26 protein-coding genes are annotated in these 24,812 nt (G+C 69.6%); 16 read left to right on the top strand and 10 right to left on the bottom strand.

Annotation, left to right across the window (positions count from 1 at the left end):
• The first annotated feature begins 135 nt into the window (after positions 1-135).
• The 7 genes from ABTU92_RS10875 to ABTU92_RS10845 all read left to right on the top strand — a co-directional run bounded on the left by ABTU92_RS10875 (position 136) and on the right by ABTU92_RS10845 (position 6,631).
• The gene (locus ABTU92_RS10875; protein WP_408090430.1) at positions 136-903 is read left to right on the top strand and encodes an LptA/OstA family protein; all 768 of its coding nucleotides are present in this window, start codon (positions 136-138) and stop codon (positions 901-903) included.
• Between the two features lie 171 nt (positions 904-1,074).
• Positions 1,075-2,019, top strand: a complete 945-nt coding sequence (gene lptB / locus ABTU92_RS10870; protein WP_408090428.1) for an LPS export ABC transporter ATP-binding protein — start codon at positions 1,075-1,077, stop codon at positions 2,017-2,019.
• Between the two features lie 260 nt (positions 2,020-2,279).
• A complete protein-coding gene (gene rpoN / locus ABTU92_RS10865) occupies positions 2,280-3,833 on the top strand; it encodes an RNA polymerase factor sigma-54 (protein ID WP_408090426.1) in 1,554 nt (517 codons plus the stop codon).
• Positions 3,834-3,935: 102 nt separating this feature from the next.
• A complete protein-coding gene (locus ABTU92_RS10860) occupies positions 3,936-4,637 on the top strand; it encodes a hypothetical protein (RefSeq protein ID WP_170145889.1) in 702 nt (233 codons plus the stop codon).
• Positions 4,634-5,035, top strand: coding sequence for a hypothetical protein (locus ABTU92_RS10855; protein WP_111357899.1), 402 nt, complete (start codon positions 4,634-4,636; stop codon positions 5,033-5,035). The genes ABTU92_RS10860 and ABTU92_RS10855 overlap by 4 nt, the downstream gene beginning before the upstream one ends.
• A gap of 136 nt (positions 5,036-5,171) precedes the next feature.
• Positions 5,172-5,567: a VOC family protein gene (locus ABTU92_RS10850; protein ID WP_408090423.1), complete on the top strand. Its 396-nt coding sequence runs from the start codon at positions 5,172-5,174 to the stop codon at positions 5,565-5,567.
• 188 nt (positions 5,568-5,755) lie between these two features.
• Entirely contained in the window at positions 5,756-6,631 is an 876-nt protein-coding gene (locus ABTU92_RS10845; protein WP_408090421.1) for a hypothetical protein, read from the top strand.
• 149 nt (positions 6,632-6,780) lie between these two features.
• On the opposite strand, the gene secB is transcribed toward ABTU92_RS10845, so the two are convergent.
• Both secB and ABTU92_RS10835 read right to left on the bottom strand, forming a co-directional pair.
• Positions 6,781-7,275: a protein-export chaperone SecB gene (gene secB / locus ABTU92_RS10840; RefSeq protein ID WP_408090419.1), complete on the bottom strand. Its 495-nt coding sequence runs from the start codon at positions 7,273-7,275 to the stop codon at positions 6,781-6,783.
• Between the two features lie 172 nt (positions 7,276-7,447).
• Positions 7,448-7,945 (bottom strand): FxsA family protein, encoded by a 498-nt coding sequence (locus tag ABTU92_RS10835; protein WP_408090417.1) that lies wholly within the window; start codon positions 7,943-7,945, stop codon positions 7,448-7,450.
• A gap of 337 nt (positions 7,946-8,282) precedes the next feature.
• On the opposite strand from ABTU92_RS10835, the gene ABTU92_RS10830 reads away from it, so the two are divergent.
• The 3 genes from ABTU92_RS10830 to ABTU92_RS10820 all read left to right on the top strand — a co-directional run bounded on the left by ABTU92_RS10830 (position 8,283) and on the right by ABTU92_RS10820 (position 11,042).
• Positions 8,283-9,029, top strand: coding sequence for a Tim44/TimA family putative adaptor protein (locus ABTU92_RS10830; RefSeq protein WP_408090415.1), 747 nt, complete (start codon positions 8,283-8,285; stop codon positions 9,027-9,029).
• A gap of 78 nt (positions 9,030-9,107) precedes the next feature.
• A complete protein-coding gene (locus ABTU92_RS10825; RefSeq protein WP_408090413.1) occupies positions 9,108-10,448 on the top strand; it encodes a murein transglycosylase A in 1,341 nt (446 codons plus the stop codon).
• Positions 10,449-10,463: 15 nt separating this feature from the next.
• Positions 10,464-11,042: a Smr/MutS family protein gene (locus ABTU92_RS10820; protein ID WP_408090411.1), complete on the top strand. Its 579-nt coding sequence runs from the start codon at positions 10,464-10,466 to the stop codon at positions 11,040-11,042.
• Here the strand turns inward: ABTU92_RS10820 and dmeF are convergent.
• Complete coding sequence (gene dmeF / locus ABTU92_RS10815; RefSeq protein WP_408090407.1) at positions 11,026-12,114, bottom strand: CDF family Co(II)/Ni(II) efflux transporter DmeF; 1,089 nt, start codon at positions 12,112-12,114, stop codon at positions 11,026-11,028. The two genes, ABTU92_RS10820 and dmeF, sit on opposite strands and share 17 nt — an antisense overlap.
• 166 nt (positions 12,115-12,280) lie before the next feature.
• Between dmeF and ABTU92_RS10810 the strand changes: the two genes are divergently transcribed.
• Positions 12,281-13,387 carry a glycosyltransferase gene (locus ABTU92_RS10810; RefSeq protein WP_408090405.1) on the top strand — a complete coding sequence of 369 codons (1,107 nt, stop codon included), beginning with the start codon at positions 12,281-12,283 and terminating at the stop codon, positions 13,385-13,387.
• A gap of 26 nt (positions 13,388-13,413) precedes the next feature.
• Here the strand turns inward: ABTU92_RS10810 and dnaQ are convergent, their stop codons facing one another.
• The 4 genes from dnaQ to ABTU92_RS10790 all read right to left on the bottom strand — a co-directional run bounded on the left by dnaQ (position 13,414) and on the right by ABTU92_RS10790 (position 16,429).
• Entirely contained in the window at positions 13,414-14,145 is a 732-nt protein-coding gene (dnaQ, locus tag ABTU92_RS10805) for a DNA polymerase III subunit epsilon (protein WP_408090446.1), read from the bottom strand.
• 18 nt (positions 14,146-14,163) lie between these two features.
• Positions 14,164-14,784, bottom strand: a complete 621-nt coding sequence (coaE, locus tag ABTU92_RS10800) for a dephospho-CoA kinase (protein WP_408090444.1) — start codon at positions 14,782-14,784, stop codon at positions 14,164-14,166.
• Between the two features lie 46 nt (positions 14,785-14,830).
• On the bottom strand, positions 14,831-15,436 hold the full coding sequence (locus ABTU92_RS10795) for a Maf family protein (protein ID WP_408090403.1): 606 nt from the start codon (positions 15,434-15,436) through the stop codon (positions 14,831-14,833).
• A 153-nt stretch (positions 15,437-15,589) separates the two neighbouring features.
• Positions 15,590-16,429, bottom strand: a complete 840-nt coding sequence (locus ABTU92_RS10790; RefSeq protein WP_408090401.1) for a pyruvate, water dikinase regulatory protein — start codon at positions 16,427-16,429, stop codon at positions 15,590-15,592.
• Positions 16,430-16,834: 405 nt separating this feature from the next.
• On the opposite strand from ABTU92_RS10790, the gene hemE reads away from it, so the two are divergent.
• The 4 genes from hemE (at position 16,835) to ABTU92_RS10770 (ending at position 20,443) form a co-directional block, all read left to right on the top strand.
• A complete protein-coding gene (hemE, locus tag ABTU92_RS10785; protein ID WP_408090399.1) occupies positions 16,835-17,887 on the top strand; it encodes a uroporphyrinogen decarboxylase in 1,053 nt (350 codons plus the stop codon).
• The gene (locus ABTU92_RS10780; RefSeq protein ID WP_408090397.1) at positions 17,884-18,444 is read left to right on the top strand and encodes a CopD family protein; all 561 of its coding nucleotides are present in this window, start codon (positions 17,884-17,886) and stop codon (positions 18,442-18,444) included. Before hemE ends, ABTU92_RS10780 begins: the two co-directional genes overlap by 4 nt.
• A 228-nt stretch (positions 18,445-18,672) precedes the next feature.
• Positions 18,673-19,938, top strand: coding sequence for a transcription termination factor Rho (gene rho / locus ABTU92_RS10775; RefSeq protein WP_111357038.1), 1,266 nt, complete (start codon positions 18,673-18,675; stop codon positions 19,936-19,938).
• 4 nt (positions 19,939-19,942) lie between these two features.
• The gene (locus tag ABTU92_RS10770) at positions 19,943-20,443 is read left to right on the top strand and encodes a GNAT family N-acetyltransferase (RefSeq protein WP_408090395.1); all 501 of its coding nucleotides are present in this window, start codon (positions 19,943-19,945) and stop codon (positions 20,441-20,443) included.
• A 35-nt stretch (positions 20,444-20,478) separates the two neighbouring features.
• On the opposite strand, the gene ABTU92_RS10765 is transcribed toward ABTU92_RS10770, so the two are convergent.
• The 3 genes from ABTU92_RS10765 to ABTU92_RS10755 form a co-directional block, all read right to left on the bottom strand.
• The gene (locus ABTU92_RS10765; protein ID WP_408090393.1) at positions 20,479-22,602 is read right to left on the bottom strand and encodes a thioredoxin domain-containing protein; all 2,124 of its coding nucleotides are present in this window, start codon (positions 22,600-22,602) and stop codon (positions 20,479-20,481) included.
• Positions 22,603-22,690: 88 nt separating this feature from the next.
• On the bottom strand, positions 22,691-23,101 hold the full coding sequence (locus tag ABTU92_RS10760; protein ID WP_408090391.1) for a type II toxin-antitoxin system VapC family toxin: 411 nt from the start codon (positions 23,099-23,101) through the stop codon (positions 22,691-22,693).
• Complete coding sequence (locus ABTU92_RS10755) at positions 23,079-23,327, bottom strand: hypothetical protein (protein ID WP_408090389.1); 249 nt, start codon at positions 23,325-23,327, stop codon at positions 23,079-23,081. Before ABTU92_RS10755 ends, ABTU92_RS10760 begins: the two co-directional genes overlap by 23 nt.
• Positions 23,328-23,457: 130 nt before the next feature.
• On the opposite strand from ABTU92_RS10755, the gene mnmE reads away from it, so the two are divergent.
• Complete coding sequence (mnmE, locus tag ABTU92_RS10750; RefSeq protein WP_408090387.1) at positions 23,458-24,798, top strand: tRNA uridine-5-carboxymethylaminomethyl(34) synthesis GTPase MnmE; 1,341 nt, start codon at positions 23,458-23,460, stop codon at positions 24,796-24,798.
• The last annotated feature ends 14 nt before the right edge of the window (positions 24,799-24,812 follow it).

Raw genomic sequence — 24,812 nt, 5'->3', positions numbered from 1 at the left:
GGCCTGCTGCTCGGCCTTTCGGCCATCACGGTGCCGTGCGGACGCGGTGGTGCTCGGTCGGTGGTGCGATGACCCGTCGTCCCCTCGGCCCGATCTCTGCCGGAACGCGGCCCCGCCGTCGGCGCGCCGCCGGACGTGGCGCGCCAGACGCGCGCCGCGGCGCTCGTCGCCGCATTGGCGGCCGGGATGCCGGCGGCGGCGCAGTCGAGCGGCGCCAACCAGCCGAACGCCCTGCAGGGCTTCGCCCAGAACCGCGACCAGCCGGTGAAGATCGAGTCCGCCTCGCTCGAGGTCCGCGACAAGGAGAAGATGGCGACCTTCGCGGGCGACGTCCATCTGGTGCAGGGCGACGTGACGCTGAAGTGCCGCACCCTCGTCGTCTTCTACGAGCCCGATGCCGGCAAGCAGGACCCCAAGAGCGACGCCAAGCCGGGCGACGCCAAGCCGGGCGACGGCAAGCCGGCCGCCAAGCCGGCCGCCAAGCCCGCGCCGGCCCCGGCCAACAGCGCCATGGCGGGCGGCGGCGGCTCGCAGCAGATCAAGCGCATCGAGGCGCGCGGCAACGTCGTCGTCACCCAGAAGGACCAGGTGGCGATCGGCGACAACGGCATCTTCGACATGAAGTCGAACACCGTGACGCTGCTCGGCAACGTGGTCATCTCGCAGGGCCCGAACGCCGTGAAGGGCGACCGGCTGGTGGTCGACATGACCACGGGCGTGTCGCGCGTCGAGTGCGGCAAGCCCGGCGGCCAGTGCCGGGTCCAGGCCGTGCTGATGCCGGGAAGCCAGCCGAGCGCCGGCGGCGCGACCGGTGCGGCCGCCGCACCGCCCCCGCCGCCCAGTGGTCGCGATGCGACGCGCGAGCCTTCGCGGTCACGGTCCGGCCCGAGCGGCCTCTACTAGGCGCCGCGACGTGCACGCACCACGCCTCGCGTCTCGCGCGCCGTGCCCGGCCGCGGTCCGCGCCCGCGTTTGCGCCGGCCGTGCAACCCGCTATGGTCCCGGCGCGGACGCGGAGGGGACCCTCGTCCCGATCCTCGTCCCGATCCTGGGCTCCGAGTCGTCGAGGCGCGCGTGGCCGGTTTCTTTGGCAGGTTCAAACCGAGGCCCCCGAAGCAGACGTCGCGGGGACGCGACATCACGCGCCCCGGCTGGAGCGACGAGCCGCCCCCCTCTGGACATCAGCCGATGAGCCTCGACACCCCCTACGACGGCTATCACGACGACGCCCAGGCGGCGGCCCAGTGGCACCGCGAGCAGCAGATCCGCGACCACGAGGCCCGAAAGGCCGCCACGCACGGCTACCTGGCCGTGCACGGCATCGAGAAGACCTTCGTCGGCCGCAAGGTGGTGAAGGGCGTCAGCCTCTATGTCCGGCGTGGCGAGGCGGTCGGCCTGCTCGGGCCGAACGGCGCCGGCAAGACCACGGTGTTCTACATGATCACCGGGCTGATCAAGGCCGACCGCGGCCGCATCGAGCTCGACGGCTACGACGTGACGGCGCTGCCCATGTACCAGCGCGCCCGCCTCGGCATCGGCTACCTGGCGCAGGAGCCGTCGATCTTCCGCGGCCTCAATGTCGAGGACAACATCCGGGCCGTGCTGGAGATCGTCGAGCCGAACAAGAAGCAGCGCGAGCGCGACCTCGACTCGCTGCTCGAGGAGTTCAACATCACGCGGCTGCGCAAGTCGCCGTCGATCGCGCTGTCGGGCGGCGAGCGCCGCCGCGTCGAGATCGCCCGGGCGCTGGCCAGCCGGCCGAGCTACATGCTGCTCGACGAGCCGTTCGCCGGCATCGACCCGATCGCGGTCGGCGACATCCAGGCGCTGGTCCGCCACCTCACCCAGCGCGGCATCGGCGTCTTGATCACCGACCACAATGTCCGCGAGACGCTCGGCCTTACCGACCGCGCCTACATCATCTACTCGGGCGAGGTGCTGACCGAGGGCGCCACCGAGGACATCGTCAACAATCCCGACGTCCGCCGCCTCTATCTCGGCGAGAGCTTCCGGATGTGACGGCCCTCGGGTGGACACGCAGGCGGCCCGCTGATCTCGAAGTCGATCACGAAATCGTGATAGGAAGGACACGCCTCCGGCTCCGCCGGAGTCGTGTGCCCGGACCGCGTGGCACCCGAGCCACGCTGGCGTCGCTGCGGCAAGAATCCGAAAAACCACGCAAAGATTCGGATGTACAGCCGACGACAGATTGGATAAGCAAGAACCGGACCAAATCCGGGGCTTTTCCACGACCGGACCACACGACATCCGGGATTTCCATGGCGCTCTCGCAACGGCTGCAGCTTCGACAGACCCAGTCGCTGGTGATGACCCCCCAGCTTCTGCAGGCCATCAAGCTGCTGCAGCTCTCGCATCTCGACCTCTCCGCCTATGTCGAGGGCGAGCTCGAGCGCAATCCGCTGCTGGAGCGCGACAGCGGCGACGAGCCGGGCGTGCCCGAGCCGAACGGCGCCGACGCGGCGCCCGCCCTGGCCGAGGCGCCGGCCGGCCCGCGCGACGCCGCCGAGGAGTGGATGGCGGACGCCGCCGACACCAGCCGCTCGTCGATCGAGGACCGGCTCGGCGGCACCGCGCTCGACAACGTCTTTCCGGACGAGTCCGGCCCCGGCCTGTCGCGCCTCGCCGAGGAGCGCCCGGCCGGCTACTCGGAATGGTCGGCGGTCGGCAATGGCGGCCGCGATGACGACGACTACAATCTCGAGGCCTTCGTAGCGGCCGAGCCGACGCTCGCCGACCATCTCGCCGAGCAGCTCGCGCTCGCCGTGACGGATCCGGCCGAGCGGATGATCGGCCAGTACCTCTTGGACATGGTCAACGAGTCCGGCTACCTCGCCGGGGATCCGGCCGAGGTCGCCGACAAGCTCGGCTGCCCGCCCGAGCGGGTCGAGGCCGTGCTCGCCACGTTGCAGACCTTCAACCCGTCCGGCGTCTGCGCCCGCAACCTCGCCGAATGCCTGGCGATCCAGCTGCGCGAGAACGACCGCTTCGATCCCGCCATGCAGGCCCTGGTCGCCCATCTCGACCTCTTGGCGAAGCGCGACATCGCCGGGCTGAAGCGCAAATGCGGCGTGTCGGACGAGGACATCGCCGACATGATCGCCGAGATCCGGCGGCTCGATCCGAAGCCCGGCCTGCGCTTCGGCACCACCACGGTGCAGCCCGTGGTGCCGGACGTGTTCGTGCGTCAGGCGCCGGACGGCAGCTTCATCATCGAGCTGAACTCCGACACGCTGCCCAAGGTGCTGGTCAACCAGACCTATTACGCGCGCGTCGCCGGCCGGGCCAAGAAGGACACCGAGAAGTCCTATCTGTCCGATTGCCTGCAGAGCGCGGCATGGCTGGTGCGCGCGCTCGACCAGCGCGCCAAGACGATCCTCAAGGTGGCGAGCGAGATCGTCCGCCAGCAGGACGCCTTCCTGACGCACGGCGTCGAGCACCTGCGGCCGCTCAACCTGAAGACCGTCGCCGACGCGATCAGCATGCACGAGTCGACCGTGTCGCGCGTCACCGCCAACAAGTACATGGCGACGCCGCGCGGCACCTTCGAGCTGAAGTTCTTCTTCACCTCGGCGATCGCCGCCGCCGACGGCGGCGAGGCGCATTCGGCCGAAGCGGTGCGCCACCGCATCAAGCAGCTCATCGACGCCGAGACGCCCGACGACGTGCTCTCCGACGACACCATCGTCGAGAAGCTGCGCGCGGCCGGCATCGACATCGCGCGCCGCACCGTCGCCAAGTACCGCGAGGCGATGCGCATCCCCTCTTCGGTCCAGCGCCGCCGCGACAAGCAGATGAAGGCCGCGGTCGTTTAGAGGCCGGCTCGCCGCTCCGTTCTGTGGACGAGCTGCGCGTCGGTACACTCCGGCCTGCGATCCGGGTGGCGACGGTCCTCGGAGGCGAGTAATCTTACCGCCATGACACCTGCGATTGCCAAGGCTGCGCAGATCGGCACCGGGTTCTACACGGTGCCCGAGGCCGCGCGCCTGCTCAAGATCGCTCCGCTCAGCATCCGACGTTGGCTGGGTGGCTACACGTATCGAAACGGCGACGAGGCTGTGAAGATGCCCCCGCTGTGGCAGCCGCAGCTTCCTGCTTACGAGGACCACATCGAGCTCGGTTTTCGCGATCTCATCGAGTTGCTGATGATCAAGGGTTTCCTCGACGCGGGCCTGACCTTGATCACGATCCGAAACTGTCTCGAATACGCCCGCGAATGCGTCGACGATGATCGCCCCTTCTCGACGCGCCGCTTCCGGACCGATGGCCGTACGATATTCCTGGAAAGCTTGCGTCAGACCGGTGAGGACGAGGTTCTCGATCTGAGAAAGCGCCAATACGTCATTCGGCAGGTCATCGACCGTACCTTCAAGGATCTCGACCTGGCGGACGATATTGTCGCGAGGTGGCGGCCCTTCAACGGCAAGCAAAGCATCGTCGTCGACCCGAAACGCGCGTTCGGTCAACCGATCGCGGCCGAGTTCGGGATTCCGACCGTGACGCTCGCCGATGCCGTGGTGGCAGAGGGCTCGATACCGCGTGTCTGTGCTCTGTACGATGTTCCGGCATCGGTGGTCAGCGATGCCGTGGACTTCGAGCAATCGCTCCTCGCGGCGTGAAGATCTTCTTCGACCACAACATGTCTCCGGCGATGGCCCGCGCGTTCGGCGAACTTTTCAAAGGCCAGCACGACGTCATCACCCTGAAGAGCAGGTTTGGGCGGACCGATGTTCCGGACGTCGAGTGGATCACGGAACTGAGTCGGGAAGGTGACTGGGTGGTTTTCTCCGGAGACCGTCGGATCACTCGGAACAAGGCCGAATACCATGCATTTCGATCGTCAAACCTGATCGGTCTCTTCCTCGCTGCCGGTCTTCAGAAGTCCCCCGTCATCAAGCAGATGGAGCGGATTCTCGCGCTTTGGACGACGATCGAAACCGTCACGCAAAATGTGCAGGGCGGGGCGATGTTCGAGCTTCCGATGAAGGGGATGCGGCTTCGGCAGCTCAAGGTTTGACGAGCATCAGACGAGCCGGATGTCTGGAGAGAGACTCGAGCTTGCGCGAAAGCAAGTGGCGTCGTGTGTCGCGCTATTATGCGGAACTTGGCTCGGATAGGCTCTGCGGCAGAGACACTGCCGGGAGTCCCAAAAAATGCTCAGCCATGTCACGGTCGGCACCGCCGACGTCCTTCGCGCGACGCAGTTCTATGACGCCGTGCTGGCGACGCTGGGGCTCGTGCGGGTGAAGACCTTCAAGGTCGGCGCCGGCTACGCGCCCGAGGGATTCTCCGGCATCGAGCCGCCGTTCTGGATTCTGCGGCCGCAGAACCGGCAGCCGCCGAGCCCCGGCAACGGCTGCATGGTGGCGTTCGAGGCGAAGACGAGGGCCGAGGTCGACGCCTTCCACGCCGCGCTGCTGGCGCATGGCGGCAGCGACGAAGGCGCCCCGGGCCTGCGTGCCCACTACCACCCGAGCTTCTACGGCGCCTATGGCCGCGACCCCGAAGGCAACAAGCTCTGCTGCGTCTGCCACCGGCCGGAGCCGTAGCGCGAGCCGGCGTGAGGCGACCGCTGCATCGGGTGCGGGCAGGGCGGTGCCGTTCGGCCACATGCGTTAAAAATTCGTCGACGGCCTCCACGCGGCCATCCTGGCGGGCCATTCCGGCTTCATGATCGGGTGGCCGGAGCGATGTGCGCGCCGGCCCGACCCTGCCGTCCACCGGGAGCGATCGAGCGGTGCGCCTCGCGCTGGCCATCTCCGTGATCCTGCACGCCCTCCTCTGGGGGATCGCGGGCCTGCAGGTGCGCGCGCCGCTGGCGGCCGTGCCGCCGCCCATCACGGTCGAGCTGGTGCGGCCCGAGGAGGCTCCCGAGCCGCCGAAGCCCGACGCGCCGGCCCCGCAGCAGGCCGAGCGCCAGCCCGAGGCCCCGGCCGAGACGCCGGCCGAGACCCCGGCACAGCAGGCGAAGGCGGAGCCGCCGGCGCCGATGGAGCCGCAGAAGCAGAAAGAGCAGCCGCAACCCGTCCCGCAGCAGCAGCCCGAGCCGCCGCGAGCCGCACCGAAGGTCGAGCCGCAGGCGGCACCGAAGCCCGCCCCCGAGCAGACCGCCAGCCTCGCGCGCAAGACAGAGCCGGCGGTCGAGCCGAAGCTCGCCTCGGCGGATCCGACGAGCGCCGTCGCCAGTGCCGCGCCCGCGAATGCCGAGCCCGACGGGGAAGGCTCGGGAACCTGGTTCGACTCGCCCCTGATGAACGTGCCGGTCGGCTACCAGTCGACCGAGCGCAAGGCCGGGCTGACCGAGCCCGAGATCGCCGCCTTCAAGGCCCATCTGCGGTCGTGCTGGCAGCCGCCGGCGACGCTCGCCGATGCACCGGCGAGCCTCAAAGTGGTGCTGCGCGTCGCCTTTCAACCGAACGGCACGCTCGCCGGCGATCCGACCCTGCTCGCCGCTCCCGCCTCGGCGAAGGGCCCCGTGCTGATGCAGACCGCCAAGGCGGCGCTCGCCCGCTGCCAGGCGACCGGCGTGCTGCCGCCGAGCAAGTACAAGGAGTGGAAGCTCCTCGACCTCGCCTTCTCGCCGGCCGGGCTGACCGGACTGCCGAAGCTGTAGAGGCGACGCCGCGCGGCAGGCTCGCCGCGCGCTCCGAGACCGGCCCCGGCACCCGCCGCCTCACGACGAGTCCCGGACAGCAAAATGCCCGGCGCGAGGCCGGGCATCGAAGCACACCAGCAGAAGCTCGGCCGGAAGGCCGTCGCAGATCAGGCCTCGGCGCTGGTCTGCTGGGCCTGCAGGCTCGCGACACGCTGCTGGAACAGGCCGACGAAGTCGATCGGATCGAGCAGCAGGGGCGGGAAGCCGCCGTTGATCACCGCATTGGCGACGATCTCGCGGGCGAACGGGAACAGCAGCCGCGGGCACTCGATCATCAGCAGCGGCGGCAGGTTGTCCTGCGGGATGTTCTGCAGCCGGAACACGCCACCATAGACCAGCTCGAAGCCGAACAGCGTGTTGCCGCCGACCTCGGCCTTGCCGTCGAGCTTCAGCTCCACCTCGTAGTCGGTGTTCGACATCGGGGTGGTGTTGACGTTGACCTGAACGCTGATCTGGGGCTGCTGGCCCTGCTGCATCAGGCTGCGCGGGGCGTTGGGATTCTCGAAGGAGAAATCCTTCACGTACTGGGCGAGCACGTTGAGCGACGGCCCCTGGGGCTGCGCCTGCGGGGCGGCCGCGTCGCCGCCGTTGGTGGTGGCCATGACCTCTCCTGACCGCGAGCGCATCGCCCGCGTGACCTCGAGCCGAAAATCCGTCGCCGCCGGCGGTTCCGGCGGGTGGCGCGTGGCTAACACAGGCCGTCTGACCCGACAAGCTCGGCCCCGGGGGGCGCCCTCGGTCTCCCGAGCGGCGCAAGGTCCGGGCGGCCGGCCATCACGTCTTCGGGTCGCGGCGCGCCCGGCGCCGCCGCTTCGGCTCGGGCAGCACCTCCCACTCGTCCGGCGCGAGATCGACGACCGGCCCGGCGCTGGGATGGCGGCGGCGCGTGAAGGCGGGGTCGGGCGCGCCCGGCGGCCCGCCGGTGCCGAGCAGGGCGTCGAGGCGGGTCCGCACCGACGGGACGAGCACCAGGAGGGCGGCGAGGTCGGTGAGGAAGCCCGGGATCGCGAGCAGCACGGCGGCGAGCGCCGGGATGGCCGGCACGGTCCGCTCGCTGCCCTGCGCGGCAAATCGCCCCGACAGCAGGTCGCGGACATCCTGCAGCCACCGTGGTCCTCTCTGATACAGGATCAGGACCCCGGCGCCCGAGCCGGCGATCAGCAGGACGGCCGCGCCGGAGACGCCGAACAACGCCGAAACGATCAAGAAGGCGATCAGCTCCGCCAGCGGGAGAAGCACCAGGCCGGCCACCAACCACTTGCCGATTTTCATTGATCTTGCACCCGGAAGCAGTCACAAATCCGAGGTATGCTCGTGGGTCGACGATACGCTGCGGCGCATGACGCCGAAGAGCAACCGGGCCGGAGAGGCCGTCCGCTCGATGGTCTCCGACCCGGTAACCACAACCCCGGACCGGCTGCGGGTTTCCACGCCGCCCCTGGACCGGCAACGCGAGCGTACCTAGATCATGGCAACCCGGATCGCGGCAGCCAGGGCGTCGGAACTCGCTGGTTCGAAACTCGCCGGTTCGGAACCCGCTTGGTCGACCCCTTGTTAGCCACAAGCCGTCCTTTCGAATCCCTGCAACGTCTGCGAGAGCGTGCGAGACGTGTTTGACATCTATACCATCATATTTCTCGCGCTCGCCGTGTTCATCTTCTTGCGGCTGCGCAGCGTATTGGGGCAGCGGACCGGCCGCGAGCGGCCGCCCTACGACCCGTTCTCCACGCGTGACGCGGCCGCCCCGCGCGACGCGGCGCGCGGCAGCGCCAATGCCAACGACAAGGTCGTGACCCTGCCGACCCGCGCCGACGTGCCGACCGCGCCGCGCCCGATCGAGGCCGCCGAGGCGCCGGTCGCCGTCTCGCCCGACCGGCTCAAGGGCATCGCCGCGCCGGGCTCGCCGGTCGCGGTCGGGCTCGCCGCCATCGCGGCCGCCGACCCGGGCTTCGACCCCCAGCATTTCCTAGTCGGCGCCCGCGCCGCCTACGAGATGATCGTCACGGCCTTCGCCGAGGGCGACCGCCGCTCGCTGCGCAATCTCCTCTCGAAGGAGGTGTTCGACGGCTTCGAGGCGGCCATCAAGGACCGCGAGAGCCGCGGCGAGACCGCCGAGACCCGCTTCGTGTCGATCGACACGGCCGAGGTGTCGTCGGCCGAGCTGCGCGGCCGCATCGCCCAGGTGACGCTGCGCTTCGTCTCCCAGCTCATCTCGGTGACGCGCGACCGCGCCGGCGCCGTGGTCGACGGCTCCGACGAGAAGGTCACCGAGGTCACCGACGTGTGGACCTTCGCGCGCGACGTCTCCTCGCGCGACCCCAACTGGAAGCTGGTCGCCACCGAGGCCGGCCACTGACGGCCGCGACGGCGCCCCATGACCGCCGTCGCCCCTTCGTCTCGTCGCCTCCATATCGGTCCAGGCCGAGGTCGCGCTTTGGGCCTCGCGCTCGTCTGTGCCCTCGCGCTGTCGGCGGAGGGCGTCTCTGCCGCGCCGGCGGCCCGACGTGACGACCCCGAGGCGCGCGGCCGCGGACGCCCGCCGCCCGAGATGCCGCTGGTCGTCACGGACGCGCAGCTCGAGCCGATCGACTTCGCTGATCTCCCCGGCTGGACCGACGACGACCAGGCCGCCGCACTCGCCACCTTCAAGGCGAGCTGCCGGCCGCTGCTGCGCGGCGATCCCGCCGCCGATCCGCGCCCGATGCGGCGCGCCCTGATGGGACCGTGCCGCCGCGCGATGGCGCATCGCTCGGCAACGACCGAATCGGCGCGAGCCTTCTTCGAGCAGAACTTTCGGCCGCTGCGGATCAGCCGGATCGGCGAGCCGGCGGGCTTCCTCACCGGCTATTACGAGCCGATCGTCGACGGCTCGCGCTTCCCGACCCAGGTCTTCAAGGTGCCGATGTATCGCCGGCCGCCCGACCTGGTGGCGCCGGGCGCCAAGCCGGGCCAGCCCTTCCCCAACCGGGGCCAGGCGTTCCGCACGCTGCCGGACGGCTCCACGGTGCCGTACTACGACCGCGGCGAGATCGAGGACGGGGCGCTGTCCGGCCGGCGGCTGGAGCTCGCCTGGCTGAAGGATCCGGCCGATCTCCTGACCATCCAGATCCAGGGCTCGGCCCGCGTGCGGCTGGAGGACGGCACGCTCCTGCGCGTCAACTACGACGGCCACAATGGCTTCCCCTACACGCCGGTCGGCCGGGTGCTGATCGAGCGCGGCCACATCCCGCGCGAGGAGATGTCGATGGCCCGCATCCGCGACTGGATGCACGACAACCCCGAGGAGGCGACCGAGGTGCGGCGACAGAACCGCGCCTTCGTGTTCTTCCGCATCGTCGGGCTCGACGTGACCCAGGGACCGCTCGGCGGCCAGGGCCTCCCGCTCACCGACGGGCGCTCGATCGCGGTCGATCGCGTCCTGCACGTCTACGGCACGCCGTTCTTCATCTCGGCCGAGCTGCCGATCACCGGCATCCGCACGAACGATCCGTTTCGCCGCACCATGATCGCCCAGGACACCGGCTCGGCCATCACCGGGCCGGCGCGCGCCGACCTCTATTTCGGCTCGGGCGACGATGCCGGGCGGGTCGCCGGCCGCATCCGCGAGCCCGGCCGCTTCGCCGTGCTGGTGCCGAAGGAGATCGATCCCGTCGTGCGCGGCGCCGCGATGCCGCTGCCGCGGCTGCGTCCGCCGCCGTTGCCCGAGAAGCCGAGCGCCAAGCCGAAGCCGGCGCGCGGCGAGCCGCGCGGCGGCCGACGCACGCAGCGACGCTGAGGCTGCGAGGCCGCCATGGTGCGCAAGCTCAGCGACGAGGAGCACCGCCTGTGGTCGGGCGTCATCCGCTCGGTGCGGCCGCTGCATCCGGCCCGCGCCTCGGTGGCGCCGCTGCCCGCCGACACGGCGGCGCCGGCGACGCCCGAGCCGCGCCACGCGACCAGGGCGAAGTCCGGCGCATCGAACGCCGCTTCGGCAGGAACGCCGGCCGTTCCCGCCGCGCCGAAACCGCCGCCGCTCGCTCCGATTGGCCGGCGTGACACGCGGCGGCTGGCGCGCGGCACCACCGAGATCGAGGCCCGCATCGATTTGCACGGCATGACCCAGAGCGAGGCGCATGCGGCGCTGCGCGGCTTTCTGGTGCGGGCGCAGGGCCAGGGCTGCCGGCACGTCCTCGTGATCACCGGCAAGGGCGGCGACGGCGAGGGATCCGGACAGGGATTCGGGCACAGCCAGGGCCGCGGCATCCTGCGCCGGCAGGTGCCGCTGTGGCTGCAGCTCCCCGAGTTCCGCACCTGCGTGGCCGGCTTCGACGCCGCGGTCGGCCACGGCGGCGCCGGCGCCCTCTACGTGCGGATCAGGCGGCCGCGCTGAGGCGGCGCACCGTGTCGCCGGCGTCTTGGTCGTGCGCGTCGCAGCCGTGCACCTCGATCGTCACATGCGACAACGCCGAAATGCCGGCGAGGCGCGCCTTGTAGGCCTCCGGCGGCTGCGGGTCTTCGCTGACGACCGCGGCGATCACGGCGAGGTGGCCCGGCCCGACCCGCCACACATGCAGGTCGCTGACGCGATCACTGCCGACCTCGAGCTTGTCACGGACGGTCTTCACCAGGCGGGCGTCCGGCACCCTGTCGACCAGCACGCCGCCGGCGGCGCGCAAGAGGCCGACCGACCACTGCGTGATCAGCACGGCGCCGACGATCCCCATCAGCGGGTCCATCGCGGTCCAGCCGAGATAGCGCGCGGCGAGCAGTGCCACCACGGCCAGCACCGAGGTCAGCGCGTCGGCGAGCACATGGAAATACGCGGCGCGCAGATTGTTGTCGGTGTCGTGTGCGTGATCGTGATCATGATCATGACTTTCGTCGTGATGATCGTGATCATCGTGGTCGTGCTCGTCGTGAGCATGACCATCGTGGTCATGATGGTGGTGATCATGATCATCGTGTGCGGCGTGTCCGGCAAAGCCGTGATCGTGATGATGATGGTGCGGGTCGAACAGCAGCCAGGCGCTGACGAGATTGACGGCGAGGCCGACCACGGCGAGCGCGATCGCCTGGCCGAAGGCGATCTCGACCGGCGTGATCAGCCGCTCGACCGACTCCCACGCGACCAGCAGCGCGACGATCGCCATCACCACGGCGCTGGCGAAGCCGGCGAGCTCGCCGATCTTGCCGGTGCCGAAAGTGTAGGCCGGATTCTGCGCGTTCCGGCGCGCCATCCGGTAGGCCAAGGCCGCGATCGCCAGCGCCCCGGCATGGGTCGCCATGTGCCAGCCGTCCGCCACCACGGCCATCGAGCCGAACAGCGTGCCGCCGACGATCTCGGCTACCATCATGGTGCCGGTCAGCGCCACCACGGCCCAGGTCCGCCGCTCATTGGCGTCGTGGCCCTTGCCGAGAAAGACGTGATCGTGCTGCCAGGCCTTCAACGAACGGGTGTGCATGGGCGGATCCGGAAGCTGTCGTAGCCTTTGGCTATCGTGGAGGTGCGGCCGGCCGCACGCAAGATGCCGCCCGGCGTCCCGCTCGGCTTCAACGCGCCCTCCGCCTGCGCTATGAGGACGGTCCGATCCGCACCGCGCGCCCCCCCGGCGAACAAGACCGAAAGACATGGCCGAGATCATCATCGCCGACACGACGCGGCAGTACGACGGCACGCATCTGGAGACGCAGCCGCTCGGCGGGACCGAGTCGTCGGTCATCCGGCTGGCGCGCGAGCTGGCGCGCCGCCGTCACGCCGTGACCGTCTACACCAACTGCACCACGCCCGTGGAGGACCACGGCGTCATGTGGCGGCCGATCGCCGGCGCCCGGCCGGAGACCTGCGACCTCTACGTCGCCTGCCAGCATCCCCGCCTCCTGCGCTTCGTGCGGCGTCCGAAGCGACGCGCCATCTGGGTGCTGTGGCAGCCGAACCACCTCAAGCACTACAAGCAGATCGGCCGCGTCTGGTGGTACCGGCCCGTGCCGGTGCTGCAGAGCCTGCACCAGGTCAACATCTACTCGCCGTTCCTGCCGCGGCGCGATCCGCAGATCCTCATCCCGCTCGGCCTGCCCGAGGACGTGCGTGGCCACGCCCCGCTCGCCGCGCCGCCGCCGCGCCGCGCCATCTTCGCCTCCAATCCGCAGCGCAACCTCAAGCGCCTCGTCGAGATCTGGGCCGAGAAGGTGTTGCCGCGGGTGCCCGACGCGGTGCTCGACGTCTACGGCGTGCACGACATTCCGCCCGGCACGAACGCCTGGGACGTGTGGTCCGGCACGCTGCTGCCGGCGGACCAGCCGGCGCAGGTGCGCGCCTCCGTCGTGGTGCATCCGAGCGCCACCCGCGAGGGCCTGATCGCGGCGATGCGCGGATCGCGCGTGCTCGTCTACCTGTCCCACAAGGTCGAGGCGTTCTGCCTCGCCGTCGCCGAGGCGCAGGCGCTCGGTGTGCCGGCCGTGGTGGCGCCGGTCGCCGCCGTGCCGGAGCGCGTGCTCGACGGGATCACCGGCTTCCACGAGGCCGACCCGGACCGCTTCGCCGACCGCACCGTCGCGCTGCTCACCGACGACGCGCTATGGCGGCGCCAGCACGAGGCGGCGATCCGTCACCAGCAGGGTATCTCGTGGTCCGAATATGCCGGCCGCTTCGAGGCCGCGCTGCTCGCCGACCGCTTCCCGATCACCCGCTCGGTGCTCGCCTTGCCGCCGGACGACAGCGACCGGCTGTCCGGCTGATCGCGCTGCCGACGCCTCGCCGCGCCTCACCCGGCGGCGCGGGTCTCCTCGGCCACCGGCTCGGGGGGCGGCAGATAGTCCTTCCAGATCGCCTGATCGCCGAGCGTGTCGACGAAGGCGCGGTGGGCGGCGAGCTCGGCCGCGTCGATGCGGGGCGCGAGCGGGACCGGGCGGGCGCGGACCACGCGCACGGTCGTGCCGACCTCCACCGAGACGGTGTCGGCGCTGACCAGATCGAGCGAGACCTGCCGGGCCTCGATCAGCTCGAGATACACCTCGGCCAGCAGCTCGGAATCGAGGAGCGCGCCGTGCTTGACGCGGCGCGACGTGTCGATCCGATAGCGGGCGCACAGATCGTCGAGCTTGTTCGAGGCGCCGGGGAATTTTCGGCGGGCGAGCTGCAGCGTGTCGACGATGCGGGTGCGCGGCAAGGCCGCGATGCCGCAGCGGTCCAGCTCGGCATTGATGAAGCCGAGATCGAACATGCCGTTGTGGGCGATCATCGGGGCGTCGCCGATGAAGGCGACGAACTCGTCGACGATGTCGGCGAACAGCGGCTTGTCGGCCAGGAACTCGGCCGACAGCCCGTGCACGGCGAACGCCTCCGCCGGCATGTCGCGCTGCGGGTTGATGTACTTGTGGAACGTCCGGCCGGACGGCAGGCGGTTGACCAGCTCGATGCAGCCGATCTCGACCAGACGGTCGCCCTTGAGCGGGTCGAGGCCGGTGGTCTCGGTGTCGAACACGATCTCGCGAATGGTCATCTGGCCTCGCGCTCACGGCGCTGTCTGATCGGGCGGCCGCGACCGCGGCGCCCGAGTCGGGAGGGCGGCCAGAATGGCACGGACCTGGGCGCGGGCGGAATCGAAGCCGCCGGAGCTGTCCACGACAAAATCGGCGCGCCGGCGCTTCTCGGCGTCCGGCATCTGCTTGGCGAGGATCGCGAAGAACTTCTCCGGCGTCATGCCGGGCCGGCGCAGCACGCGAGCACGCTGGAGGTCGGCCGGCGCCGAGACGACGACGACATGGTCGACCCGGGCGTCGCCGCCGGTCTCGAACAGGAGCGGGATGTCGAGCACCGCGACGGGCGCGCCGTCGGCCCGCGCCCTGGCGAGGAACGCCTCCTCCTCGCGCCGGACCAGCGGGTGGACGATCGCCTCCAGCGTCTTCAGCGCGGCGGCATCGTTCAGCACGCGCGCGGCGAGGCGGGGGCGGTCGATCCGACCGTCGACCGTGACGCCCGGAAAGGCGGCCTCGACCGGTGCTACAGCGTCACCCTCGTAGAGGCGGTGGACCGCCGCGTCGGCGTCGTGGACGGGCACGCCCGCTTCGGAGAACATGCGGGCCGTCACCGACTTGCCCATGCCCACCGATCCGGTGAGCCCGATGATGCGCATCGTCGCGCTCATGGTCGCGGACATGGCCGTTTCATCCGGTACCGCCTCATCCCGCTAGGCAGCCCTCGCGACGCAGGAAGGCGAGCAGCGCGAGCAGCGGCAGGCCCAGGATGGTGAAATGGTCGCCGTCGATCCGCTCGAAGAGATGAATCCCCAGCCCTTCGAGCTGATAGGCGCCGACGCTGGTCGTCACCGCGTCGCCGGCCGTGTCCAGATAGGCGTCGAGAAACCGGTCGGTGAGCCGCCGCATGGTGAGGCGGGCGGTCTCGACATGGCTGAAGATCACCCGCCCGTCCTTGGCGACCGCGACGGCGGAGTGGAGCGCGTGGGTCTGGCCGCCCAGCGCCTTGAGCTGCTCGCGCGCCGCGGCGCGGCTCTCCGGCTTGTCGAAGCGGCGGTCGCCGAGCGCCAGCGTCTGGTCGGCGCCGATCACGTAGTGCCCGGGAAAGCGGGCGACGGCGACCCGGGCCTTCTCGCGCGCCAGCAGGAGGGCCGCCTGGTCGGGCGCCACCGGGCCGCCGCGCGTCTCGACGGCGCGCTCGTCGATGTCGGCGTCGGCGACCTCGAGCGGAAAGCCGGCGGCGGCCAGCATGGCGCGCCGCACCGCGCTCTTCGAGGCGATCACCAGCGGGGTCGGAGCGAGCCAGAGCATCACGTCTTCCCCGTCGAACGATCTCTGTCATTCCGGGACGGCGTGAAACGCCGGACCCGGAATCCAGCGACGATTTCAGAGCCTTTCGGCTGGATTCCGGGTTCGCGGCTTCGCCGCGCCCCGGAATGACGACTCGTGGTCATTCGAACTCCGTCATTCGCCGCCGAGCTGGCGGCGGCGCTCGGCCAAAAGCGCCATCACGGCGGCGGCCGTCTCCTCGATCGAGCGGCGCGTCACGTCGATCAACGGCCAGCCGTTGCGGGCGCACAGGCGACGCGAATAGGTGATCTCGTCGGACACCGCGTCCTGGTCGATGTACTGGTCGTCCTCCTGGTGGGCCTTGAGGCCGAGCAGCCGGTTCTGGCGGATCGCGACGATCCGTTCGGGGCTGGCGAACAGCCCGACCACCAGCGGATTCTTCAGCGCCTCGAGCCCCGGCGGCAGCGGCACGCCCGGCACCAGCGGGATGTTGGCGGTCTTCACGCCGCGATTGGCGAGATAGATCGAGGTCGGCGTCTTCGACGTGCGCGACACCCCGACCAGGACAACGTCGGCGCGCTCCAGGTCGTCGGCCATCTGGCCGTCGTCGTGCATCATCGTGTAGTTCAGCGCATCGATGCGCTTGAAGTACTCGGCATCGAGGGCGTGCTGGGCGCCGACCTTGGGGGTCGCCTCGGCGCCCAGATGCGACTCGAACAGCCGCAGCACCGGGCCGAGAATCGACAGGCAGGGCAGCCCGAGATCCCGGCAGGTCGCCTCCAGGCGCTCGATCAGGGCGGCGTCGAGCAGCGTGTAGAGGATGACGCCCGGCTCCTGCTCGATCTCGGCGAGCACATGGTCGAGCTGCTTGTTGGTGCGCACCGCCGGATAGACGTGCTCGACCGCCGACACCTGGGTGTACTGCGCGGTCGCGGCGCGCGCCACCGTGATCAGCGTCTCGCCGGTCGAGTCGGAGACGAGGTGCAGGTGGAAGAAGCTGGTCGGCTTGCTCATCGCGATCCAGACGGCGTTCGGGACGACGGCGTTCGGGACGACTGTGGACGGCTGGGGACAAAGCCCCTCCGCCGGCGGCGCCACGGGGTGGTGCGGCACGTCCCGGCCCGGCCCGGATCACATATTCACAAGACGGGAGAACGAGTCCCGGATTTATACGCCTTCAATGTGGAGAGCGGCAATGGTATCACCCCGGGGCGGTCGACGCACGGCCCAAGCCCCTCTGCGACAAAGACTCCCGGCGCTCGGCCGCGGGGTTGCCTCCGGACCCGGATCGGTGGATGACGGTGTGGACGAGGGTGGATCCCGTGTGGACAGCCGAGTCGTGAGTCTTTTCCCGCCCCCAATAGACTCAACAATGAAGATTCACTTAATCTTTTGAATGAGCAGATGACCAGGCCCGACATGCCCAGCTCCGTCTCGACGACCCCTCCGACCCGTAAAGTCCTCGACGTGTTGGCCGGCAAAAGGCAGGCGGTGCCTCCGGTCTGGATGATGCGCCAAGCCGGACGGTACCTGCCCGAGTACCGGGCGACACGTGAGCAGGCGGGGAGCTTCCTCGACCTCTGCTACGATCCAACGCTCGCCGCCGAGGTGACGTTCCAGCCGATCCGGCGCTTTGGCTTCGATGCAGCGATCCTGTTCTCCGACATCCTGGTGGTGCCGCACGCGCTCGGCCAGACGGTACGGTTCACGGCCGGTGAGGGCCCGCAGCTCGAGCCGGTGGTGACGGCCGAGAACGTCTCCCGCTATGCCGGCGCCTTCGACAAGACCAAGCTCGCCGCCGTGTTCGAGGCCGTGAAGCTGATCCGGGCCGGGCTGCCGGCCGAGACCACGTTCCTGGGCTTCTGCGGGGCACCGTGGACGGTCGCGACCTACATGGTGGCCGGCCAGGGCACCCCGGACCAGGGACCGGCGCGGCTGCTCGCCTATCGCGACCCGAAGACCATGCAGCGGCTGATCGACAGTCTGGTCGAGGCGTCGATCACGTATCTCACCGAGCAGTTCCGCTGCGGCGTCGACGCCGTCCAGCTGTTCGACACCTGGGGTGGCATCCTGCCGCCGGCCGAGTTCGACCGCTGGGTGATCAATCCGGCGAAGCGCATCGTCGACGGCGTGCGGGCGCAGGTGCCGGGCGCGAGGATCATCGCCTTCCCGCGTGGCGCCGGCACCCAGCTCGAACGCTTCGTCGACCGGGTTCCGGTGGACGCGGTCGGCCTCGACTGGACCATGGACCTCGAGTTCGCGCGCGAGCGCATCCAGAGCCGGGTCGCCGTGCAGGGCAATCTCGATCCGCTGCTGCTGGTCGCCGGCGGCGACGCGCTCGATCGCGGGGTCGATGCCGTCATGGAGGCGTTCCGCGACGGCCCGTTCATCTTCAATCTCGGCCACGGCATCACGCCCGAGGCACCGGTCGAGAACGTCGAGCGCATGCTGGCGCGGGTGCGCGGCCGTTGACCGACGGCGCCGGTCCGCCACGGGGCGAGCTCGCCTCGCCGGGCCGGCGCGTGGTCCGGGCCGTGATCGGGCTCCTGGTTCCGGTCGCGGCCGCGGTCGGCCTGATCCTCGTGGTGCCGATCGATCTCTACGACTGGATGAAGGCGGCGCATCTCGTCACCGTGACGGCCTGGGTGGCCGGCATGCTGGCGCTGCCGCCGCTGTTCGCCCTGCATATCGGGGCGGTCCCCGGTCCGGTGGCCGACACGCTCGGGCTGATCGAGCACCGGCTGATCCGGCACCTCGTCAATCCAGCCATGGTGCTGACCTGGGGGTTCGGCGGCTGGCTGATGTGGGAGGGCGGCTGGCTCGCCAGCGGCTGGTTCCACGGCAAGCTCGCGCTCGTCATCGTTCTGTCGGCCGTGCACGGTAGCGTGTCGGCCGAGACGCGTCGGCTGGCCCGACCCGGGGGCCTGGAAAAGGCCCGCAAGCGACGCGGATTCTACATTGTTCTCAACGTCGTGGGTGTCGTTTCGGCGGTCGGGACCGTGATCCTGGTGATTGTGAAGCCGTTCTGAACGGCAACCTGCACGTCCTTTCACCAGGCAACGCTCTTGCGTGCCTCGCCCTCTTTACCTATGTTGGCGCCATCTCCCCGAACGCAGGCAGATGCAATCGATCAAGGTCCCCCAGGGCCGAAGCGCAGCATCGGGGCCCAGAGGCCTAAGCCCGTCTGCCCAAAGACCTGCGACATCTCCCTTCCAGCGACGAGCGGAATTGACCCGCCGATCCACAGGACAACCCGCATGCGGGAAATGAAGCTTCAGGATCTCAAGTCGAAGAGTCCGACCGAATTGCTGGCGTTCGCCGACGAGCACGAGGTCGAGAACGCCTCGACCATGCGCAAGCAAGAGCTGATGTTCGCCATCCTCAAGCAGCTCGCGCAGAAGGACGTCGAGATCATTGGTGAAGGCGTCGTCGAGGTGCTGCAGGACGGCTTCGGCTTCCTGCGCTCCCCGGAGGCCAATTATCTACCCGGCCCGGACGACATCTACGTCTCTCCCTCGCAGATCCGCCGCTTCGGTCTGCGCACCGGCGACACCATCGAAGGCCAGATCAGGAGCCCGAAGGAGGGCGAGCGCTACTTCGCGCTCCTCAAGGTCAACACGATCAACTTCGAGGATCCGGAGAAGGCGCGGCACAAGATCAACTTCGACAATCTGACGCCGCTCTATCCGGACGAGCGGCTGAAGATGGAGGTCGAGGATCCGACCCGGAAGGATCTCTCCGCCCGCGTCATCGACATCGTCGCGCCGATCGGCAAGGGCCAGCGCGCCCTGATCGTGTCGCCGCCGCGCACCGGCAAGACGGTGCTGCTCCAGAACATCGCGCACGCCATCACGGCGAACCATCCCGAGTGCTATCTGATCGTCCTGCTGATCGACGAGCGCCCGGAAGAAGTGACCGACATGCAGCGCTCGGTGAAGGGCGAGGTGATCTCCTCGACCTTCGACGAGCCGGCCTCCCGTCACGTCCAGGTCGCCGAGATGGTGATCGAGAAGGCCAAGCGCCTGGTCGAGCATCAGCGCGACGTGGTGATTCTGCTCGACTCGATCACCCGCCTCGGCCGCGCCTACAACACCGTGGTTCCGTCCTCGGGCAAGGTGCTGACCGGCGGCGTCGACGCCAACGCCCTGCAGCGGCCGAAGCGCTTCTTCGGCGCGGCCCGCAACATCGAGGAGGGCGGCTCGTTGACCATCATCGCGACCGCGCTGATCGAGACCGGCAGCCGCATGGACGAGGTGATCTTCGAGGAGTTCAAAGGCACCGGCAACTCGGAAATCATTCTCGACCGCAAGGTCGCGGACAAGCGCACCTTCCCGGCAATCGACATCACCCGCTCGGGCACCCGCAAGGAAGAGCTGCTCACCGAGAACCAGACGCTCAAGAAGATCTACGTCCTGCGCCGCATCCTCAACCCGATGGGCACCATGGACGCGATCGACTTCCTGCTCGACAAGCTGCGCAACACCAAGACCAACGGCGAGTTCTTCGACTCGATGAACACGTGAGGCGATGCGCGAGGTCCCGCAGCGGCTGGCAGTCGGCGAGGCGCGCTGGCCCGAGGACCGAGCGCTGGTGGAGCGGCTGTTCCGCGACTACGTCGCCTGGTCGGGCGACGCCTCGTCTCCAAAAGCCCTCGAGCGCGAAGCGTCCCGGCTGCCGGGCCGCTACGCCCGACCTCATGGGTGTGTGCTGATCGCCCATGCCGGGCCGGACCCCGTCGGCGTCGCGGCCTATCGCCGGCGCCGCACCGGCGTCTGCGAGCTGACGCGGCTGTACGTCCGCCCGGCGTTCCGCGGTCTGCACATCGCCGAGGAGCTGGTCGCCGGGCTGACCGAGACCGCCGCCGAGGCCGGCTACCGCGCCATGGTGCTGGAGGTCGGCGAGTCGATGACCATCGCGCGCGACCTCTACGCCCGGTCCGGCTTCGTGCCGGACCGACGCGGGGCGCCGTCCCGGCCCGGGCTCGTGGTGCTGCGACGGGCGCTGGGGCGGACCGGCGGGCCGGGCTGACGGCCGGTCGAGCCGGCGCCTCCACGGGTGGGCGGTCAGGCGCGGGGCCGGGCGGTCGCCAGAACGCCCTGCAGGGCGTCGGGGGTCAGCACCGGGAGCGAGCAGCGGCCGTCGAAGCACACGAAAGCTGCAGCGCCCGCGACTGCGGCGATTTTCTCTTTTGCTGGATGATTTTCCGAAAGTCGGGCGCCGTCGCCGGCCCGTAACAGAATGCGCTCCGTGAACGGCACGTGCTGCGCTGCACCAATGAGTGCAGCATTGTGCGGAGGCTGACCGACCACGGCGATCTCTGCTGCGCGAAGACGCAGGTCGAGGGCGTTCAGCAACCCCATGTGGCCGAACAGGTTTGCGGCGGCGACCGGCAGCAGTCCAGCGAACAGCCGGTCGACCCGCTCCCGGTAGGCGTCGTCACCGGTCAGCACCGCGAGCCGCACGAGATTCTGGGCGGCGAGGCCGGTGTGATTCGGAATCGCATCGTCCTGGGTCGAGGTCGGTCGGACGATCAGCCCCTCGGCGTCATCGGCGGTGAGGAAGTAGCCGCCGGTGTCCGGATCGGCGTGATGGTCTTCGAGCGCCGACTGCCAAGCCACGGCAGTATCTAGCAAAAATTGGTCGCCGGTGGCCTCGTGCAGGGCCAAGGCGGCGCGGATCATCGCGGCGTGGTCCGAGGCGAGGCCGGGGAAGAGCAGCCGGCCATCCCGCCACGAATGGCCGAGCCGACCGTCCCGGGTCATCGACGTCGCTATGAAATCGAAGGCGCGCCGGGCGAGGGCGATCCACTCGGGCTCGTCCAGCAGGGCGCCGGCATTGGCCAGCGCCGCGATCATCAGGCCGTTCCAGTCGGCGAGGACCTTGTCGTCGAGGCCGGGGCGGATCCGGGATTCACGGGCCTTTAAGACACTTTGACGCAATGCAAAAAGTCGACTTTCGAGATCGCCGTCCAGCGGACGCAAGGCAAAGTCGCGTCCGGTCCGGACGCGGGCGTGTTCGTCGAGCAGCGCGAGCCGGTTGAGGATCGAATGCCCCTCGAAGTTGCCCGCCGGGGTCACGTCGTAGACCCGGGCGAACAGTTCGGCGTCCTCGGGACCGAGCACGGCCGCGATCTCGTCGGGTCGCCAGACGTAGAACTTGCCCTCTTCGCCTTCGGAATCAGCATCGAGCGAGGCCGCGAAGGCGCCCTCCGGCGTCACCATCTCGCGGACCAGCCAGCCGACCGTCTCGGCGGCGCGCTGCCGGAAGAGGGGATGCCCGGCGCGGGCATGGGCGAGCGCGAGCAGCTCGAAGAGCTGGGCATTGTCGTAGAGCATCTTCTCGAAATGCGGCACCAGCCAGCGGTCGTCGACCGAGTAGCGCGAGAAGCCGCCGCCGAGGTGATCGTAGATGCCGCCCTCGCACATCCGCTCCAGCGATAGGTTCACCAGATCGAAACACACATTGGTGCGCTGCAGCAGATCGTCGCCGGTGTCGACCCGCTGACCGGCCCGCCAGAGCAGCTCCAGCAGTGCGGGTTGCGGGAACTTTGGCGCGCCGCGAAGCCCGCCATTGCCGATGTCGATCAGCCCGGCGACTTGGCGGGCGACCTGGTCGAGCTCGGCTGTTCCGATGGTCACGGAAGCGTCGGCTCGGGCCCGCGCCGCGAGGCGCCCCATCAGGGCCTTGCGATTGTGGTCGATGCGCTCCGGCTCCTCCCGGAACAGCCGCGCAACCTCTTGCAATACATCGGGAAATCCCGGGCGTCCGTAGCGCGAGGCGGGCGGAAAATAGGTGCCGCCCCACACCGGCTCGCCCTCGGCCGTGAGGAACATGGTCAGCGGCCAGCCACCCTGCTCGCCCAGATGGTGCAGTGCACCCATGTAGATCTGGTCGATGTCGGGCCGCTCCTCGCGGTCGACCTTGATGTTCACGAACAGGTCGTTCATCAGCGCCGCGATCGACGGATTTTCGAAGCTCTCGTGCGCCATCACGTGGCACCAGTGGCAGGCCGCGTAGCCGACCGAGAGGAGGATCGGCTTGCCGGTCCGCTTCGCCTCGGCGAGCGCGTCCGGTCCCCACGGCCACCAGTCGACCGGATTGTGCCGGTGCTGCAGCAGATACGGGCTGGTCTCGTGGGCGAGACGGTTTTCGCGCAACGCGGTGCGGTCTGCGGCGGGTGTGTCCATCGGGGCTCCGGGGGTTTTCGCCATTGTGGAGGAGAACCACCGAGCCGGCGAGGGGTGCCGGCGCCGCGGAGAAGGCGAGATGCGCCTTTCAGGATGGGAGCAGATAGGGGATGGTTCGCCGGCCGAGACGCCGATAGATGCGAAAATCCGAGTCGGTGGTGAGCAACAGCGGATCGGCGACGATCTCGGTCATCCGAACCAGGCAAGCGTCAGCGAAGCTCATCGGGACGTCGGCATATTTTTCGACGAGACGGAGGACCGGATCGGCATCGGGCTGAAAAGCGAAGTCCGCTACGAGGGCGCCGCGTCGAATCAGGGCGGAGAGGGCCTGATATCCCGGTCGCCCGAGGAGATGGAAGGCTTCGGACAGGACCGCCTCGCAAGTCGACCACGGTGGCGGGGACCGTTCGGCTTGGCGGACCGCCCAGGCGTGGGCGGTGTCGCGCCGCGACAGCAGCGCGACGACGAAGCCGGCATCAACCAGAGTGCTTGCGGCCATAGCCGGAGGCTTTCAGAGCGGCCTTCGTGTTCGAGCTGAGATCGGGCGGCAGCCCGTCGACACTACCGACGAGGTCGGCGATGGCAACGTGTCCAGCCGGGGCCGCCTCTGACCGCGCGGTCAGTCGCTCGCGGACCACATCGGACTTTGAGACGTTGCGAAGACGGGATTCGGTCTCGATCTCGCTGACGAGGGCGTCCGGAAGCCTTACGGTCAGTGTCTTCATGGATGGAGAGTAAGACGGTTGTGGCAGGTATGCAAGACAACGCCGGATCGGGTGTGCGGCGCGAGGATCGGGCGGAGCATCCCGCTCCGCCGCTCCTCGCAGCCGCGCAAACGTCGGAGCAGGTCTCGGCATGACGGAGAGACGTGACAGCATCTTCGCCCTCTCGTCCGGCCGGCCGCCGGCGGCGATCGCCGTGGTGCGAGTCTCCGGGCCACAGGCGGGCGCGGCGCTCGCGGCGCTGATCGGGCGCATGCCGAAGCCGCGGCATGCGACGCTCGCCACGGTCCGCGAGCCGGCGACCCGCGAGGCGATCGACCAGGCCGTGGCGCTGTGGTTTCCCGGGCCGGCGAGCGAGACCGGCGAGGACACGGCCGAGCTTCAGATGCACGGCGGCCGCGCCGTGATCGCCGCCGTGCTGAAGGCGCTCGGCACCGTGCCGGGGTGCCGGATGGCGGAGCCCGGCGAGTTCACCCGGCGGGCGTTCCACAACGGCAAGCTCGACCTCACCCGGGTGGAGGGGCTCGCCGACCTGATCGCCGCCGACACCGATGCGCAGCGCCGCCAGGCGCTCAGCCACCTCAAAGGTCTGCTCGGCGACCGGGCGGAGGGATGGCGGCGCCGGCTGATCGAGGCGCAGGCCCTGGTCGAGGCCGGCATCGACTTTTCCGACGAGGCGGACGTGCCGACGGAACTTCTGGGTCCAGCACTGGCGCAGGTGAGGCTTCTGCGCGACGAGATTGTTCGAGCCCTGGCGGACGGGGGGCGGGGCGAGCGGCTGCGCGACGGGTTCGTCGTCGCCATTGCCGGGCCGCCCAATGCCGGCAAGTCGAGCCTCCTGAACCGGATCGTTCGGCGGGAAGCCGCGATCGTATCGCCGATTCCCGGCACCACCCGGGATGTCGTCGAGGTGCATCTCGATCTCGGAGGGCAGCCCGTGATGCTGCTCGATACTGCCGGGCTGCGGGACACCGACGATCCGATCGAGCAGGAGGGGGTTCGGCGAGCCCGCGAACGGGCGACCGGGGCGGATCTGGTGCTGTGGGTCCGGGACGCGCGGTCTGAGACGGAATTTCCACCGGCCGATATTCTCGAACGGACGTGGACCATTTCGACCAAGATCGATCTTGCCGGCGTCCCCGAGTCCGCCGCCCCCGGAGTCGCCGGGCGGCAGTTCTTCACGTCGGCCGTGACGGGCGAGGGGCTGCCGGAGCTGTTGGCCGCACTCGAGGCCGAAGCCGAGGCGCGAGTCGGGGTCGGCGAACCGGCCCTGGTGGTCCGGGCGCGGCATCGTGCGGCCCTGGAGGAAACGGTGGCGGCGCTCGACCGGGCGATGTCTCATCGCGACGGGGGCGAAGAGCTGGTCGCCGAGGATCTGCGCCTCGCGGCACGGGCGCTCGGCCGGCTGGTCGGTCGGGTCGACGTCGAGGACATCCTCGACGTCATCTTTCGTGATTTCTGCATCGGCAAATGATAGATGCGCGGGAG

The sequence above is a fragment of the Rhodoplanes sp. SY1 genome (assembly GCF_046000175.1).
In the GTDB taxonomy this organism is placed as follows: Bacteria; Pseudomonadota; Alphaproteobacteria; order Rhizobiales; family Xanthobacteraceae; genus Rhodoplanes.
This window is presented reverse-complemented; position numbering and strand designations above follow the sequence as displayed.

Coding starts and splice junctions, on each gene's coding strand:
- mnmE (WP_408090387.1), top strand. CDS start 23,458: ATGACGGAGAGACGTGACAGCATCTTCGCCCTCTCGTCCGGCCGGCCG.
- ABTU92_RS10850 (WP_408090423.1), top strand. CDS start 5,172: ATGCTCAGCCATGTCACGGTCGGCACCGCCGACGTCCTTCGCGCGACG.
- ABTU92_RS10860 (WP_170145889.1), top strand. CDS start 3,936: ATGACACCTGCGATTGCCAAGGCTGCGCAGATCGGCACCGGGTTCTAC.
- ABTU92_RS10820 (WP_408090411.1), top strand. CDS start 10,464: ATGGTGCGCAAGCTCAGCGACGAGGAGCACCGCCTGTGGTCGGGCGTC.
- ABTU92_RS10755 (WP_408090389.1), bottom strand. CDS start 23,327: ATGAAGACACTGACCGTAAGGCTTCCGGACGCCCTCGTCAGCGAGATC.
- ABTU92_RS10810 (WP_408090405.1), top strand. CDS start 12,281: ATGGCCGAGATCATCATCGCCGACACGACGCGGCAGTACGACGGCACG.
- ABTU92_RS10795 (WP_408090403.1), bottom strand. CDS start 15,436: ATGCTCTGGCTCGCTCCGACCCCGCTGGTGATCGCCTCGAAGAGCGCG.
- ABTU92_RS10765 (WP_408090393.1), bottom strand. CDS start 22,602: ATGGACACACCCGCCGCAGACCGCACCGCGTTGCGCGAAAACCGTCTC.
- dmeF (WP_408090407.1), bottom strand. CDS start 12,114: ATGCACACCCGTTCGTTGAAGGCCTGGCAGCACGATCACGTCTTTCTC.
- coaE (WP_408090444.1), bottom strand. CDS start 14,784: ATGCGCATCATCGGGCTCACCGGATCGGTGGGCATGGGCAAGTCGGTG.
- rpoN (WP_408090426.1), top strand. CDS start 2,280: ATGGCGCTCTCGCAACGGCTGCAGCTTCGACAGACCCAGTCGCTGGTG.
- rho (WP_111357038.1), top strand. CDS start 18,673: ATGCGGGAAATGAAGCTTCAGGATCTCAAGTCGAAGAGTCCGACCGAA.
- ABTU92_RS10760 (WP_408090391.1), bottom strand. CDS start 23,101: ATGGCCGCAAGCACTCTGGTTGATGCCGGCTTCGTCGTCGCGCTGCTG.
- hemE (WP_408090399.1), top strand. CDS start 16,835: ATGCCCAGCTCCGTCTCGACGACCCCTCCGACCCGTAAAGTCCTCGAC.
- ABTU92_RS10770 (WP_408090395.1), top strand. CDS start 19,943: ATGCGCGAGGTCCCGCAGCGGCTGGCAGTCGGCGAGGCGCGCTGGCCC.
- ABTU92_RS10790 (WP_408090401.1), bottom strand. CDS start 16,429: ATGAGCAAGCCGACCAGCTTCTTCCACCTGCACCTCGTCTCCGACTCG.
- ABTU92_RS10835 (WP_408090417.1), bottom strand. CDS start 7,945: ATGAAAATCGGCAAGTGGTTGGTGGCCGGCCTGGTGCTTCTCCCGCTG.
- secB (WP_408090419.1), bottom strand. CDS start 7,275: ATGGCCACCACCAACGGCGGCGACGCGGCCGCCCCGCAGGCGCAGCCC.